Here is a 16304-nt window from a genome sequence, read left to right on the forward strand (position 1 = left end):
TCCCACTAAATCTAAGCTATTGCCTACTGTAAATTGTTAAAAGCATCCCCTTCATAAGTGGTATAGTTCACTTTAAGGGCATTTACTTCTCTCAATTGTTGCTTAATATCAGTGATAAGACCCATATTGGCATCCTTATCTACTTTTAAAGCAGTAGTCAATACATTTTGAAGTTCTTGCGGTTTTTTTGCACGTTCTGCCAAAATAAATGAACCTACTTCGTCCACATTGGCAAATTTATCATTCAATTGAATTTTTGGTTCTGTACCAAAAACCTTTTGATATTCCTGTGTAGGTGTTCCTACATAAATGTAAATAACGCGATCCTTCTTTTCCAACTTCTTAATTTCTGAAGCATTGGGAAGGGTATTGGCAACCATTAACGAACTATCTTTCATTGTGGTTACGGTCATAAAGAAGAACAGAAGCATAAAAACGATATCCGGCAACGAAGCTGTTGACACCGCTGGCAAATCTCCATCCTTCTTTTTGGTAAACTTAGCCATATTAAATAGTTTTTAATTGGTTGATGTTTCTGCCTCTGAAAGTTTTTGCGGGAACATATCCTGGATACGTTTCACTTTGTCTTTCAAGTCATTTCTTACGCTGGACGGGGTCTCTGGATTCAGGTATTCTGCCTCCATATCTGTAAAGTCCCTCCCGTACAGGCGTTGTGCTTCACGGTTACGCAACTCGTTATACGCACCTACCAGTTCGTTTTGAACTGTAATGTATGTGCTGTACTTGGTTTCTCTATCATTCTTTAAAGAGATAATGGCTTTTGACGGATTATCCGATGAAGCTGGGTCTTTTCTACCTTTACAGTAATCACAAGTCCCGTCCGCACCATTCTCGAGGAATTTGATAGCCGCTTCCCTAAGATCCTTAATATCCATTAAGCTCTCCTCAACCAAAAGTTGTCCATTTCTGTTGATATTGACAGTGAAAATGTTCTTCTGCTTGATTATGGGCGGTTCTTCATTTGGCGGTTCAGCTGGCGGCAACATACGATCCAGTCCTGCATCCGTTTCTATGGTGGTGGTCACCAAGAAAAAGATAAGCAAGAGGAAAGCGATATCCGCCATGGAACCGGCATTTACTTCCGGTGCTCCTTTTCTTCTAGGCATAATTCAACTTTTTACTTAACAAACATTCTTTTCAAGCCTGGTACTATCATTAGAATTACCGCAATTAGCGTAAGGATAAAAAATACATTCAATCCCATTCCAATGTTTTTCACAGTTCCTTCCGTAGTTTCAATACCTCTTTCAGACATTGTTTCTACCACAGACATGTTATCTGAAGAAAGCCCGTAAGATATGGCCACTACTATGGCCAATCCGCCAATGGCGAAAAGAGCTTTCTTAATACTTCCTTTTGTGGTAAACAATTTTGCAAATCCGAAAACTACTGTAGTTACAACTGCAATAGCCAACAAGATGTACATAATAATGAACATAAAGTTCATTGCCCCACTATTTATGGCACTTGGATCATCGGCGGACGGAAGGGAGAACCAAAGAACTGCGGCAACCAATCCGATGACGATGAGCAATATTTTTACTATTTTATTCATGATTCTCGATAGTTTTTAATTCGTAATTACTTTTTGTGGGCAGCCAACATGTCAATCAATGCGATTGAGCTGTCTTCCATGTCATTTACGATACTATCGATTTTAGCAATAATATAGTTATAGAAAATCTGAAGGATAATCGCTGTGATCAAACCAAATACGGTTGTCAACAACGCCACCTGGATATCACCTGCAATCAAGGAAGCACTCAAGTTACCTACAGCTGCAATTTTTTGGAAGGCCTGAATCATACCGATTACCGTACCCATAAATCCAAGCATCGGAGCAATCGCGATAAACAGGGACAACCAAGATACGTTTTTCTCCAACTGGCCCATTTGCACACCTCCGTAGGAAACAACAGCTTTTTCAGCAGATTCCAAACCTTCGTCAGCTCTATCCAAACCTTGGTAGTAGATAGACGCAACAGGTCCTTTAGTGTTTCTACATACTTCTTTGGCTGCTTCTACACCTCCTGAAGCCAAAGCGTCCTCAACTTGTTGCTTCAATTTGGTGGAATTTGTAGTGGCCAAATTCAAATAAATGATTCTTTCGATGGCAACTGCCAATCCCAAGATCAAACATAGCAATACAATTCCCATGAAGGCAGGCCCTCCTTGAATAAATTGCTCTTTCAATACCTGGGTGAAACCTTTGCTGGCTTCAGCTTCTTCTTGCAACATTGCTGCAGATGCAGTTGTAGTTCCCATCACAAACATTCCGGCAGCAGCCAGAGTAAAGGATATTTTTTTCATTTTACTTAAACTTAAATTTAGTTAGTTAATAATGTTAAAGATATAAAAATTTTATAATAGAAAAACTAAAATACCTTGCAGAGAGGAAGGGATTCGAACCCTCGATACACTTTTGGTGTATACACACTTTCCAGGCGTGCGCCTTCGACCACTCGGCCACCTCTCTATTGTTTCATTTAGGGCGACCAATAAACAAAAAAATAATTAGTTATAGAAATTTGAAGCGTTAATTTTACACCATTTCACCACGGAGTGGTGTCTCAAAAATTGTCTTGAACAATTTGTCGGGAACCCCTGTCCCCAATAGGTACATCGCTTTTGTTATGGCAGCCTCCGTTGTAATATCCTTGCCGTTAACCAGTTGCATCGCCTTAAGTTTTTCACTGGTCTCATAATGACCCATGGAAACACTCCCTCCAGAGCATTGTGTCACATTAATAATGTGCAATCCATTTTCCACCGATTTTTTTATGGCTTCCAAAAACCATTTGTCCATCGGAGCATTCCCTGCACCGTAGGTTTCCAAAATCAATGCCTTCAAATCGGGGATATTAAGGACCGACTGCAGCACATTCTGATTGATTCCCGGAAACAACTTGAGAATCGCCACTCGATTGTCCATTTTTTTATGTACTTGGAGCGACTTGTTTTTGGTCACTTTTTTGATCAGATAATTATGATGTACCTTTAAATGAACGCCAGATTCCACCAAAGGCGGATAGTTCAAGGAATCGAAAGCCTCAAAATGTTCCGCATTTATTTTGGTGGTCCTGTTGCCACGATAGAGCTTATATTCGAAATATAGACCGACCTCGCGTATAATGGGCTTCCCCTTTTTCTGAAGGGCGGCTATCTCGATGGACGTGATCAGATTCTCCTTGGCATCTGTACGTAGATCCCCAATAGGCAATTGCGATCCCGTAAAAATTACCGGCTTCTCCAAATTCTCCAGCATAAAGCTAAGTGCCGATGCAGAGTAACTCATCGTATCGCTACCATGAAGCACTACAAAACCATCATCTTCCTCGTAGTGCTCTTCAATTATGGAAGCAATCTGTGCCCAATAACCGGGGTTCATGTTGGAAGAATCAATGGGCTCATCGAATGAAACCCCTCTCAGGTTACAGTCCAATTGTTTTAGCTCCGGGATATTTTTCACAAGTTCTTCAAAATTGAACGCCTTGAGTGCACCCGTTTTGTAATCCTTCACCATACCAATGGTTCCTCCCGTATAAATCAGTAATATGTTGGTCTTCTTTTTCATAGATCAGATTCCGAATATTTCTTTGGAGTTTTCCGTGGTGATTGCAGCAATCTCTTCTTCTGGCATACTATATATGGAGGATAGTTTTTCCAATACCTTTATGATATACGAGCTCTCGTTCCGTTTTCCACGATAGGGTGCTGGCGCCAAATACGGGGCATCGGTTTCCAGAACAATATGTTTCAAGTCAATTTGGTTCAAGAACTGATCTATTTTACCATTTTTGAAGGTGGCCACTCCCCCAATGCCCAACTTCATATTATAGGACAAGGCTTGATGGGCCTGTTCCAATGTTCCTGTAAAACAATGGAAAATCCCGAAAAGGCCCTCCCCTTTTTCCTGCTCCAAAACTTCAAAAACCTCATCAAAGGCATCACGGCAATGGATCACTATGGGCAGTTCGTACTTCTTTGCCAACCGAATCTGATAGGCAAAGGCATCTTGCTGTTCTTTTAAAAAGGTTTTGTCCCAATACAGGTCCACCCCTATTTCGCCCACGGCGTAGAACTTTTTCTTGGCCAACCACTCTTCCACATGAGCAAGCTCTTCCTTATAATTTTCTTTGACATGGGTTGGGTGCAGGCCCATCATCAAAAACACATTATCGGGATACTTGGTTTCCAAATCCAACATGGATTGGGTGTAGGCCGAATCGATTGCAGGTATAAAAAAACGCTCCACCCCGGCATCCAGGGCACGTTGCATCATTTCACCTCTATCCTCGTCAAAAGCTTCACTATATAAATGGGTATGGGTATCGGTTACAATCATTAATTTGAAATATTTTCCTGAACGGATATTGAATCCCTTCTGTTTTTGAAAAAATCTATGGCTTTTTTGAATTTTATCGCTCCCTCCTTGGTTTGATCATAAATAAATCCATCCAATTCAGGGTGATGCTCAGCTATCCATGATACCAAATTTTCCCGCCTGGCGGCCCACAAAGAATCCTTGAAATCGACATATTCGACGATATCAATACTATAAATTTTGCCATTCTTGATTTTTATGATTTCACGGCTAACGAAGGGTTCTTCTTGCAAAAAAAGAATCCTATCACATGCCTTTGAGACTTTTAATTCAAGGCTGTCCCCGCTTTTGTCAATGTCCAAGACCTTATACTTTGGACGGAACACGGAATCCCACTGAAACAAAGAATGATAGCCCTCTTTACTAAAAGTCCTTACATGGTCCATTTCATTAAATCGTATGCTGTCCAAAAATAACCCCACCAGTTCCTTATAATCGGATGTGTTCAGGGCACTGACGTAATTTTCGGCAATTTTCATCGTGTCCATTTTCTTATCCTTCTGATTACAGGATATTGTGATTACCGCAAACACAGCGATGACAGCAATCTTCTTAAAGCCGAATTCAATCATAACACAAAAATAGGCTTATCTTAGATGTCCCAAAACTTTGTTACTGATTAAAGCCCTTCAAGATCATATTTCCCTATGGCATCACTCAAAAAATTTCTCAAATCCAAAGACTACATCACAATACCTTTGGTATTGACCGAAACCAACCACTTTGAACTCGTGGCCAGTATCAATGGGGTCACAGGCAAGTTTATTTTGGACACTGGAGCTTCCAATACTTGTGTGGGGATGGATAAAATCGAGTTTTTTGAAATGGCTTCCGAAGCTACGGACATTAAAGCTGCTGGAGCGGGAGCCACGGAAATGGAAACGTTGATCTCCATCAAAAACAAAATCCAGATCGGGGACTGGAAAAAGAAAAAGCAAAAAGTAGTTCTGTTCGACCTCAGCCATGTAAACCAAGCATTGACAGCGCATAATGCTTTACCTGTAGATGGCATTATTGGCGCTGATCTTCTCAAAAAGGGAAAAGCGGTAATCGACTACAATAAAAAATGCCTCTACTTAAAAAAGTAAAGGCATTTATTCCAAAACCTCTGGATTGCGCTTCGACTACGCTCAGCGACCACTCTTGAGGCAACAATATTCTATAATTCCAACGCTTTTTTCACGTTTCCGTCCATCAACAATTCTTCTGGACTTTCCAACGCTTCTTTAACGGCAACCAAGAACCCAACGGATTCCTTTCCGTCAATAATTCTGTGATCGTAAGAAAGTGCTACGTACATTACAGGTGCAATGGCAATAGCTCCATCCCTAACAATGGCACGTTCTACAATATTGTGCATACCCAAGATTCCACTTTGTGGTGGGTTGATGATCGGAGTGGACAACATGGAACCGAATACACCCCCGTTGGTTATGGTAAAGGTACCTCCTGTCATTTCATCCACGGTGATTTCACCTTCCCTAGCACGGATAGCCAAACGCTTTACTTCGGATTCAATTCCTCTGAAGGTCAGGTTTTCTGCATTTCGGATTACGGGAACCATCAAACCTTTTGGACCTGAAACCGCAATACTGATATCGCAGAATTCGTAGGTGATCATTTCCTTACCATCGATCATGGAGTTAACGGCAGGGTACATTTGCAAGGCACGAATTACTGCTTTCGTAAAGAAAGACATAAATCCAAGACTTACCCCGTGCTTTTCCTTGAACGCTTCTTTGTACTGTTTACGCAGTTCGAAGATGGCGGACATATCCACTTCGTTGAAGGTAGTCAGCATCGCGGTCTCGTTCTTTGCAGACACCAAGCGCTCGGCCACTTTTCTACGCAACATGGACAATTTGGAACGGCTTTCGCCACGGTTGCCACCTGTTGGGGTTCCCATGGATGGCTTAGCTTTTACAGCATCATCTTTGGTGATGCGTCCATCACGCCCACTACCGGAAACGGATGAAGGCTCGATGCCTTTTTCGTCCAATATTTTCTTGGCCGCTGGAGATGGAGTCCCGGAAGCATAAGTTTCCTTTTTAGGCTCCTCTTTCTTAGGTGCTTCTTTTTTAGGCTCTTCCTTTTTGGATTCCTCTTTTTTATCGGAACCACCAGATGAACCTTCAGGCTTTTCCGCACTTGTATCAATGAGGCAAACCACCTCGCCAACAGCTACTGCGTCTCCCACTTCAGCTTTAAGGGTAATAATACCGCTCGCCTCCGCAGGAAGCTCCAATGTTGCCTTATCCGAGTCCACCTCGGCTATGGCTTGGTCTTTCTCCACATAATCTCCATCCTCAACCAACCAATCGGCGATTTCTACTTCTGTAATGGATTCCCCCGGTGAGGGAACTTTCATTTCTAAAACCATCTTATTGTAGTTTATACTTGTATTATCTTATTTGCATATTATCCTTACTCTTGTCAAAAACGTAGTCCAACACTTGGGCATGACGTCTTTTTGAGCGCACCGCACTACCTGCAGCAGGGGCTCCGTAGAATCTACGGGATGCCACCCTAAATTGTTTGGCTTCGTCCAAATGCATCAACATATGGCTCCAAGCCCCCATGTTCCTGGGTTCTTCCTGGGCCCAAACAATATCGTCTGCATTTTTATATTTTTTGATGATGCTTCGCATTTCCTTAGCAGGCAATGGGAACAATTGCTCCACACGTACCAAAGCCACATCATCTCTTTCAAGCTCTTCTCGTTTATCCAAAAGGTCATAGTAGAATTTACCGGTACAGAATACCAATGTCTTTACTTTGGATGCTTTAGCCTCGGCATCGTCGATCACCATCTGGAAACTTCCATTGGCCATCTCCTCCTTGGTGGAAACCACCTTGGGATGCCTCAACAAACTCTTGGGCGTAAATACCACCAATGGCTTACGGAACTTGGCCTTCATTTGTCTACGGAACAAGTGGAACAGGTTCGCCGGGGTGGTCACATCTGCCACGTACATATTATCCTTGGCACAAAGTTGCAAGTACCGTTCCATACGCGCCGAAGAGTGTTCCGCTCCCTGACCTTCGTAACCATGTGGCAACAAAAGGACCAAGCCGTTCTGCAGTTTCCATTTGTCTTCCGCTGATGACAAATATTGATCTATTATAATTTGGGCTCCATTACTGAAATCCCCAAACTGCGCTTCCCAAATGGTCAATGTTTTAGGGCTTGCCATGGCGTAACCATAATCAAATCCCATTACGGCGTATTCCGATAGCAGTGAGTTATAGATGTGGAACTTTCCATTTTGGTTGGCCCCCATCTCATTCAACAACACCACTTCTTCCTCGTGCATTTCCGTTTTGATGACGGCATGCCTGTGGGAGAAGGTTCCCCTTTCCACATCTTGGCCTGTCATGCGAACATCGTACCCTTCCTCGATCAATGATCCATAGGCCAAAAGTTCTCCCATGGCCCAATCGAGCTTGTTGTCCTCAAAATACATTTTGTGGCGGCCTTCCACCAATCGCTCCAATTTTCTCAGGAATTTTTTATCCTCCGGAAGCTTGGTAATGCTTTGGGCAACCTCATCCAACTTTTTAAGGTCGTAAGTAGTATCCATAGGTTTAAGCATCACCTCTTCGGTCACCTGCTCAAACCCTTCCCATTCATCTTGCATGAAAGGGGTTATTCTGGTCTTTTCGATTTTGCGGGAATCCAAAAGGTCCTCCTCAAGATCGTTCTTATATTTTTCTTCGAGTTCTTTTACGTAGTTCTCATCGATGACTCCTTCGGCAATCAATTTCTCTGCGTAAATATCCCTCGGGTTTTTATGCTTGGAAATGGATTTGTACAACAAGGGCTGTGTAAACTTGGGTTCATCCCCCTCGTTGTGGCCATACTTTCTGTAGCCCAACAGATCCAAGAAAATGTCGCGCTTGTAGCGCATCCTGTATTCCAAAGCAAAGGTCGTGGCATGTACCACAGCTTCGGCATCATCGGCATTTACATGAAGTACCGGCGAAAGGGTGACTTTCCCCACATCGGTACAGTAGGTTGATGACCTTGCATCCAAATAGTTTGTAGTAAATCCGATCTGGTTATTTACCACAATATGAATGGTCCCTCCTGTGGTATATCCATCCAAACGGGCCATTTGAATCACTTCGTACACCACTCCCTGTGCAGCAAAAGCAGCGTCTCCATGGATTAAAATCGGCAGTACTTCAGAGATTTCATCACTGTGATCACGATCTTGCTTGGCTCTGGCTATACCTTCAACAATGGAGTTTACGGTTTCCAGGTGCGAAGGGTTCGGGGCAATGTTCATATTGACCATTTTCCCTGAATCCGTTTCACGTTTAGAGGTCCATCCCAAGTGATATTTTACGTCTCCATCAAAGATGGTTTCCTCGTAATCCTTACCATCGAACTCGCTAAAGATATCCTTTGGCGATTTCCCAAAAATATTGGTCAGAACGTTCAAGCGCCCTCGGTGGGCCATACCCACCACAAATTGCTTTACGCCTTTGTCCGCCGCTTTTTCAACAATCACATCCAAAGCGGGAATCAATGATTCGCCACCTTCCAACGAAAATCGTTTTTGCCCCACATATTTGGTATGCAAAAAGCTCTCAAAAGAAACGGCCTCGTTTAATTTTCTAAGGATGTTTTTCTTTTCTTCCGCGGTGTAATTGGGATGGTTGTCGTTTTTGTTGAGCCAATCCTGAATCCATTGAATACGTTCCGGGGTACGGATATACATGTACTCCACTCCTATCGCATCGCAATAAATACTCTCGAGGTGTCGTATAATTTCCTTTAGGGGGGCTGGACCTATTCCAAGAATTTTTCCAGCATCAAAAACAGTCTCCAAGTCCCCTTCGGTCAGGCCAAAGTTGGCTATATCCAAGGTAGGGACATACTTTCTCCTTTCCCTTACAGGGTTTGTTTCGGTAAAAAGGTGTCCACGGGAACGGTAACCATCAATAAGGCGTATAACCTGAAACTCTTTTTGAAGGGCTTCGGGCATTTCCACTTTCCTTCCATTGGAAAGCACCACCATTCCTCCTTTATCGGATTCAATCCCCAAATCTTCGAGGGAACCTTCCAAACCAAAATCAAATCCTTGAAAAAAAGCCCTCCAACTGGGCTCTATAGTATCGGGATTCGTTAGATATTTTTCGTATTGCTCCGCAAAAAACGAAGTGTGCGCAGCATTTAAAAATGAATATTTGTCCATTCTTTATGTTTCTCCAAAAACTTTATGGAAAATTTTGTCAAAAATACGGGTTTTAGCATTTATATGCTTGCATTCCCTTTAATTTCTTATTCAAATTTACAACTAAATCACAGAATGAACAGGAAAGCGATAAAAATGAAATTTTTAACTGAAATTAACAGTAGAAACTAAAAATAATTTAACTTGAACGCCCAGTTAAACCAACCAAACATGTCCAAACTTAAAAACAGATATCTTTCCTTGGATGTTTTCAGGGGTCTGGATGTCGCCTTGATGATCATTGTTAACTCACCGGGCAATGGATCCACCACTTTTGCGCCATTATTGCACGCCGACTGGAACGGATTTACATTGACCGACCTTGTTTTTCCCACTTTTTTGTTTGTGGTGGGAAACTCGATGAGCTTTAGCATGAAAAAGTATGAAAGCATGGGCAACCCTGCATTTTTTAAGAAGGTCCTGAAGCGAACTGCCATCATTTTTCTTTTGGGCTTTTTAATGTACTGGTACCCATTTTTTGATGACGGACAGTTGAAACCATTTTCGGAAACCCGTGTTTTCGGGGTTTTGCAGCGTATTGCACTGTGCTATATGTTTGCCTCCATCATCCTTCACTTTGTAAAGACCAAGACCGCTATTTGGTTGAGCGCGGCCTTTTTAGTGGGCTACCATCTTATTTTAATTGGTTTTGGCGACCTTACCTTATCGGGAAATGCCGTTCTTAAATTGGATGAGTGGCTTATTGGACCCGACCACATGTACCATGGCGAAGGCATTGCTTTTGATCCCGAGGGATTGTTGAGCACCCTTCCCGCCATTGTAAATGTGATTATTGGTTACTTGGCTGGTCGATTCATCCAAAACAACGGTCAAAATTTCGAGACCGTCGCCAAATTGATGATGTTCGGTTTTGCTCTGGTATTTGCGGGCTTGGCATGGGACCTTATTTTGCCCATCAACAAAAAATTGTGGACGAGTTCCTTTGTATTGCTCACTTGTGGTATTGACCTTTTTGCCATCGCTACGCTTATTTATATCTTGGATATGAAAAAGGCGAAAAGTTGGAGCTACTTTTTTGAAGTCTTCGGTAAAAACACCTTGTTTATTTATTTATTGTCGGAGTTATTTATAATCACTCTTTTTGCCATTGACCTCAACGGAGAATCCTTATACAGATGGATTGCCGACAACATATTTATATCTTGGTCAGGCGGCTACACGGGCTCATTATTATTTGCCCTTTGGATTATGCTGACTTGTTGGTTCGTAGGCTATATTATGGACAAAAGAGGTATTTACGTGAAGGTATGACCAAAGGTCAGCGGCTATATTTGGCTTTATACCATACTTTTTGCCATTCTCTTTTCAATAGTAAAAAAGATACCTCCGCCGAAATATCAACAACATCTGACGGAACTATCTTTTTGACTTCGTTCTCGGAGATATCCACTACATATAATAGGTTGAGATATTCCGGAAACTTTTCCACAATCAAATAATAAATTTTTTCGTGGATGGTACTTTTGAGTTCTTCGGGAGATATATCCAAAGGGATGTTAATAGGCACATTGGCCAATTCAAAATCCTTTTTTAATTGTTGCAATAATTTTTGATAGAGTTGTTCTTGCTGGACACCTTCCAGCAACTCCATACTAGTATTAAAGTTGGGCAGCATATGCTATTTACGACCAAAATATGCTTTAGGATTTTTTCAGTTTGAACTTCTTACGATTTTTTCCCATTCCCAAGCGGATTTCATGGCATCATCAAGGCTGGATTTTGCCTTCCACCCCAAAACTTTATTTGCTTTTTGGGTATCCGCATAGGCTTGGATTACGTCTCCTGGCCTTCTACCAACTATTTTATAGTTCAACTTTTCTCCAGAAACGCGCTCAAAACTATGGATAACTTCCAAAACGGAACTTCCTTTTCCGGTACCCAAGTTGAACACCTCGTAATTGCTTTCGTTCTTATCTTCCAAAAGACGCTGCAATGCTGCTACATGGGCCTTGGCCAAATCCACTACATGGATATAGTCCCTAATACAAGTCCCATCTTCGGTTGGATAATCATCTCCAAAGACAGACAACTGTTCACGCAGACCGACACCTGTTTGCGTGATAAAGGGCACCAAATTCTGGGGCACTCCAATGGGAAGCTCTCCAATTTTACCGGATGGGTGCGCCCCAATAGGGTTAAAGTATCGTAACGCGATGGCTTTCAATTCTGGGGCTATCTTGCAAGTATCTCGAATTATCTCTTCTCCCACTTGCTTGGTATTACCGTATGGGGATTCAGCAGGTTTAACCGGGGCTGACTCAGTTATCGGCATTTTGTCTGCCTGACCATATACGGTGCAAGAGCTGCTAAAGATAAAGCTTGCCCCTCCTCTTTTCTTTAGTTCCTGAAGGATGTAGACCAATACCCCAAGATTGTTCTCATAATACAACAATGGTTCGACCACACTCTCCCCGACCGCTTTGGAGGCCGCAAAATGGATTACCCCTGCGATATCGGCGTGCTTTTGAAAGAAATCTTGGACTTTTGGCTTGTCCCGAAGATCAAATTCTTCAAAAATGGGTCTTTTGCCCGTTATGGCTTCAATGCCGTCCAAAACATTTATGGATGAATTGGAGAGGTTGTCGACAATTACCACCTCAAAACCTTCATTTTGCAATTCAACAACGGTATGGGATCCAATAAAGCCCAAACCACCTGTTACGAGTATTTTCATTATTATTTGTTTACGAAATCAATTACCAATTTGGTTATAAAATCAATTTGTTCATCATCCAACTCCGTGTGCATGGGGAGCGAAATAACCTCTTCCACCAATTGATTGGTCACAGGAAAATCTTCTTCATTGTAACGGTCGTCCGCATAGGCTTTTTGCTTATGCAATGGAACTGGATAATATACACCACAAGGAACGTTGTTATCGTTTAAATGTTGTGCCAGACCGTCCCGATGCCCATTTGTGATCCGCAAAGTGTACTGATGGAACACATGGCAATCACATACACTTTTCTCGCTATCGCAACCGCATGATATTTTTGGCACTACAATATACTCCTGTCCTTTAAATGCCGTTGAATATTTTGATGCTGCCTCCCATCGTTTCTGGTTGTAAAAGTCCAATTTGGGCAGCTTTGCCCTTAAAACTGCCGCTTGAATGGAGTCCAATCTTGAATTTACCCCTACCACATCATGGTAATATCTTTTGTACATACCGTGGTTAACAATACCACGAATGGTATGTGCCAAATCATCATCGTTGGTAAAAATGGCTCCACCATCGCCATAACAGCCCAAGTTTTTGGACGGAAAGAAAGAGGTAGCCCCTACATGCCCAATAGTCCCTGCCTTTTGTTTGGAACCATCTTTTGAGAAGTAGGACCCTCCAATGGCCTGTGCATTATCTTCAATCACATACAGATTGTGCTTTTTGGCCAAGGCCATGATCTCATCCATATTGGCGCACTGTCCAAATAAATGTACGGGCACAATGGCCTTTGTGTTTGGTGTAATGGCCTTTTCTATGGCTTTTACATCAATATTGAAAGTATCGGGTTCTACATCCACCAAAACTGGGGTCAATTGTAAAAGACCTATCACCTCAACCGTTGCGGCAAAAGTAAAATCGGCCGTAATTACCTCATCTCCCGGTTTCAACCCGAGCCCCATCATGCAAATTTGAAGGGCATCGGTTCCATTGGCACATGGAATAACATGCTTTACATCCAAATATTCCTCTAATTCATTTTGAAAAGCGTGTACGTGGGGACCATTTATAAATGCTGAAGAATCCAAGATTTCTGCAATGGCCTCGTTGACCTCGGTTTTTATACCTTCATATTGACCTTTTAGGTCAACCATCTGTATTTTTTTCATCCAAATAAATTAATGGGTCAAAATTAAGAAATTAAGATGCTATAATGGTCTCTGACCGAAAGAATGTATTTTAGCGAAAAATGATGCCCTTGCGTTTTCTTTACAACATCCTGATCAACATAGCTTGGCTTGGCCTAAAAGTAATTGCACTTTTTAATGCGAAGATTAAATTGTTCGTTCAAGGTCGGCAAAAAACCTTTCCCTTATTGGAGGAACAGCTCCCACCGAACAGTAAAACCGTTTGGATGCATGTGGCTTCCTTGGGCGAATTTGAACAAGGGCTGCCTATTTTAGAAAGATTACGTTCCAAATATCCCGACCACAAACTGGTCCTAAGCTTTTTTTCACCTTCTGGTTATGAGGTAAAAAAGAACACGTCGATTGCCGATGTAGTGGTGTATTTGCCCATGGACAGGAATTCCAAGGTTCAACACTTTTTGGACCTTGTTGACCCAGAGTTGGCCATTTTTGTAAAGTACGAGGTTTGGCCCAATTATCTTTATCACCTTAAAAAAAGGAACATTCCGACCATTTTGGTATCGGCCATTTTTTCCAGCAGACAGATTTATTTTAAGCCTTATGGCGGGTTTATGCGAAAGAGCCTAGGGAAATTTGACCATTATTTTGTTCAAGATGAAAACTCCAAAAAGCTGTTGGAGTCCATCAGATTTACAAATATTAGTATTAGCGGGGACACTCGTTTGGACCGAGTTTCAGAAATTTTGGAACGCAACAATCAATTGGAGTTCATGGACCGTTTCAAAAACAACCAATTTTGCTTGGTAGCGGGCAGTACTTGGCCCGAAGATGAAGAGATACTCATCAACCACATCAACAATAGCAAGGAAAAGGTGAAATTTGTAATCGCCCCTCACGAAATAAAACCTGCCCATATTGAGAAAATCACCTCGGCCCTTCAAAAAAGAACGGTACTTTATTCCACGATGGGCAATCAAAATTTAAAGGAGTTCGATGTCCTTGTGGTGGACACCATTGGCCTGTTGACCAAAATTTACAGTTATGCCAACATTGCCTACGTAGGGGGTGGTTTTGCCACGGGACTGCACAATACCATGGAACCTGCAGTTTTTGGAATCCCCATCATCATAGGGCCACAATTTGAAGGCTTCAAGGAAGCAGAGGACCTTGTTAATGAAGGTGGCATACTACCCATTTCGAGCAAAGATAGTTTTGATAATTTGGTGGGCGACCTTTTGAACAACCCCGTTTCCATTAAAAATATTGGAGCAATCAACTCCAATTATATCAATTCCAATAGAGGTGCTGCCGATTTGATCATGAAACACATTTCCAAGATTATGTAAATTTTGGTTAGCTTTAGAAAAATTCACCTTTTATATGGACAAGCGTATTTTTAGAATTTCATTGACGGCGGCCCTAGCGGGCTTTTTGTTTGGGTTTGATACCGTTGTTATTTCCGGCGCCAACCAGCCCATAAAAGAAATATGGGATACCAACTGGTTTTTGGGCGATTCCATTTTCACGTTCCACGGCATCTTTATAATGTCCATGGCACTATGGGGAACCGTTCTGGGTTCGCTTTTTGGAGGTATCCCGACCGACCGTTTGGGAAGAAAAAAGACCTTGTTCTGGATAGGTGTACTCTATTTTGCATCGGCGATGGGTTCGGCTTTTGCTCCCGAACCTTATAGTTTTTCGCTCTTTAGGTTTATTGGGGGTATCGGTGTAGGAGCCTCATCGGTGGCCGCACCAGTTTATATCTCTGAGATTTCCACTGCCCAAACACGTGGTAGGTTAACGGCCATGTACCAGTTCAATATTGTTTTTGGAATTTTGATCGCCTTTATATCCAACTATTTTATCGGGATTATTTTTGACGAAAGCATAGCTTGGCGATGGATGTTGGGCATTGAAGGGCTTCCCGCTTTGATCTACACTTTTATGGTATTCAAAATACCGAACAGCCCTAGATGGCTTTTAATGAAAGAGCGAGCAGATACCGTTGTCATGGAATCCATTACCCTTTTGGGCATTGCAAAAGACAAGGCTTCCATCCATTTGGAGCAAATCAAGATTGCCTTGGTCGAAACTACCGAAAAACAGAAAGACAGTTTGTTTTCGGGCAAGTATAACAAATCGTTGGTACTGGCTTTTTTGATTGCTTTTTTCAATCAACTTTCGGGAATCAATTTTGTGCTGTATTACGCCCCTGAAATCTTGGAACGGGCAGGTCTCGCTTCCGGTGAATCGCTCTTTAGTTCCATATCCATCGGCATCATTAACCTGATATTCACCTTTGTGGGCATATCCCTGATTGATAAATTGGGACGAAAACAATTAATGTACATCGGTTCCATTGGTTATATTGTGAGTTTGGCCATGGTGGGCTGGTGTTTCTATTCAGGCGCCAGCTCCGTGCTGTTGCTCACCTTTATTTTGGTTTTTATCGCCTCACATGCCATTGGCCAAGGTGCGGTAATCTGGGTGTTTATTTCGGAAATATTCCCGAACAAGGTTAGGTCCTACGGGCAATCTTGGGGCACTGGGACCCATTGGGTGTTCGCAGCCCTTATTACTTTGCTTACCCCCACCTTTTTAGATGCCGAAATTGGGATTTTCAAGGATAACCCTTGGCCCATTTTTATCTTCTTTGCTTTTATGATGGTGCTTCAATTAATATGGGTAGCATTCATGATGCCAGAGACCAAGGGAATCTCTTTGGAGGAGTTGGGAAAACTCCTCAGTCGAAAGAAACAAAAGCCCAATTGATTGGTTTACAGCATACGGCTAAAAACAATCAGTTAATCGAATAGTGAGCCATCCAA

At 42.2% G+C, this 16304-nt stretch carries 16 protein-coding genes and 1 tRNA gene; 4 read left to right on the top strand and 13 right to left on the bottom strand.

What is annotated here, in order from left to right:
• Positions 1-23 precede the first annotated feature (23 nt).
• The 8 genes from AC13CS_RS12945 to AC13CS_RS12980 form a co-directional block, all read right to left on the bottom strand.
• Positions 24-506, bottom strand: coding sequence for an ExbD/TolR family protein (locus tag AC13CS_RS12945; protein WP_127142238.1), 483 nt, complete (start codon positions 504-506; stop codon positions 24-26).
• Between the two features lie 12 nt (positions 507-518).
• Positions 519-1127, bottom strand: coding sequence for an ExbD/TolR family protein (locus AC13CS_RS12950; protein WP_293167171.1), 609 nt, complete (start codon positions 1125-1127; stop codon positions 519-521).
• An 11-nt stretch (positions 1128-1138) separates the two neighbouring features.
• Entirely contained in the window at positions 1139-1576 is a 438-nt protein-coding gene (locus tag AC13CS_RS12955) for a hypothetical protein (RefSeq protein WP_293167170.1), read from the bottom strand.
• A gap of 26 nt (positions 1577-1602) precedes the next feature.
• Positions 1603-2331, bottom strand: a complete 729-nt coding sequence (locus AC13CS_RS12960) for a MotA/TolQ/ExbB proton channel family protein (RefSeq protein ID WP_127142235.1) — start codon at positions 2329-2331, stop codon at positions 1603-1605.
• A 78-nt stretch (positions 2332-2409) separates the two neighbouring features.
• A tRNA-Ser gene (locus AC13CS_RS12965) sits at positions 2410-2497 on the bottom strand.
• A 66-nt stretch (positions 2498-2563) separates the two neighbouring features.
• Complete coding sequence (locus AC13CS_RS12970; protein ID WP_293167169.1) at positions 2564-3595, bottom strand: asparaginase; 1032 nt, start codon at positions 3593-3595, stop codon at positions 2564-2566.
• A gap of 3 nt (positions 3596-3598) precedes the next feature.
• Positions 3599-4366, bottom strand: a complete 768-nt coding sequence (locus AC13CS_RS12975) for a TatD family hydrolase (protein WP_293167168.1) — start codon at positions 4364-4366, stop codon at positions 3599-3601.
• Positions 4366-4884 carry a hypothetical protein gene (locus tag AC13CS_RS12980; RefSeq protein ID WP_293167167.1) on the bottom strand — a complete coding sequence of 173 codons (519 nt, stop codon included), beginning with the start codon at positions 4882-4884 and terminating at the stop codon, positions 4366-4368. The genes AC13CS_RS12975 and AC13CS_RS12980 overlap by 1 nt, the downstream gene beginning before the upstream one ends.
• A 168-nt stretch (positions 4885-5052) precedes the next feature.
• Here AC13CS_RS12980 and AC13CS_RS12985 point away from each other — a divergent pair, with 168 nt between their 5' ends.
• A complete protein-coding gene (locus tag AC13CS_RS12985) occupies positions 5053-5493 on the top strand; it encodes a retropepsin-like aspartic protease (protein ID WP_293167166.1) in 441 nt (146 codons plus the stop codon).
• A 71-nt stretch (positions 5494-5564) separates the two neighbouring features.
• On the opposite strand, the gene odhB is transcribed toward AC13CS_RS12985, so the two are convergent.
• Positions 5565-6785: a 2-oxoglutarate dehydrogenase complex dihydrolipoyllysine-residue succinyltransferase gene (gene odhB / locus AC13CS_RS12990; RefSeq protein WP_163625409.1), complete on the bottom strand. Its 1221-nt coding sequence runs from the start codon at positions 6783-6785 to the stop codon at positions 5565-5567.
• 22 nt (positions 6786-6807) lie between these two features.
• Positions 6808-9606 carry a 2-oxoglutarate dehydrogenase E1 component gene (locus tag AC13CS_RS12995; RefSeq protein WP_293167165.1) on the bottom strand — a complete coding sequence of 933 codons (2799 nt, stop codon included), beginning with the start codon at positions 9604-9606 and terminating at the stop codon, positions 6808-6810.
• 210 nt (positions 9607-9816) lie between these two features.
• On the opposite strand from AC13CS_RS12995, the gene AC13CS_RS13000 reads away from it, so the two are divergent.
• Positions 9817-10917 (top strand): heparan-alpha-glucosaminide N-acetyltransferase domain-containing protein, encoded by a 1101-nt coding sequence (locus AC13CS_RS13000; RefSeq protein WP_293167164.1) that lies wholly within the window; start codon positions 9817-9819, stop codon positions 10915-10917.
• Between the two features lie 7 nt (positions 10918-10924).
• Here the strand turns inward: AC13CS_RS13000 and AC13CS_RS13005 are convergent, their stop codons facing one another.
• The 3 genes from AC13CS_RS13005 to AC13CS_RS13015 are packed head-to-tail and all read right to left on the bottom strand — an operon-like array spanning position 10925 to position 13497.
• Positions 10925-11257, bottom strand: a complete 333-nt coding sequence (locus AC13CS_RS13005) for a hypothetical protein (protein WP_293167163.1) — start codon at positions 11255-11257, stop codon at positions 10925-10927.
• A gap of 60 nt (positions 11258-11317) precedes the next feature.
• On the bottom strand, positions 11318-12340 hold the full coding sequence (gene galE / locus AC13CS_RS13010; protein ID WP_293167162.1) for a UDP-glucose 4-epimerase GalE: 1023 nt from the start codon (positions 12338-12340) through the stop codon (positions 11318-11320).
• A gap of 2 nt (positions 12341-12342) precedes the next feature.
• Entirely contained in the window at positions 12343-13497 is a 1155-nt protein-coding gene (locus AC13CS_RS13015) for a DegT/DnrJ/EryC1/StrS aminotransferase family protein (protein WP_293167161.1), read from the bottom strand.
• 83 nt (positions 13498-13580) lie between these two features.
• Here AC13CS_RS13015 and AC13CS_RS13020 point away from each other — a divergent pair, with 83 nt between their 5' ends.
• Complete coding sequence (locus tag AC13CS_RS13020) at positions 13581-14822, top strand: glycosyltransferase N-terminal domain-containing protein (RefSeq protein WP_293167266.1); 1242 nt, start codon at positions 13581-13583, stop codon at positions 14820-14822.
• A gap of 34 nt (positions 14823-14856) precedes the next feature.
• The gene (locus tag AC13CS_RS13025; RefSeq protein ID WP_293167160.1) at positions 14857-16248 is read left to right on the top strand and encodes a sugar porter family MFS transporter; all 1392 of its coding nucleotides are present in this window, start codon (positions 14857-14859) and stop codon (positions 16246-16248) included.
• The last annotated feature ends 56 nt before the right edge of the window (positions 16249-16304 follow it).

It is taken from the genome of Flagellimonas sp. B-3, from assembly GCF_056857835.1.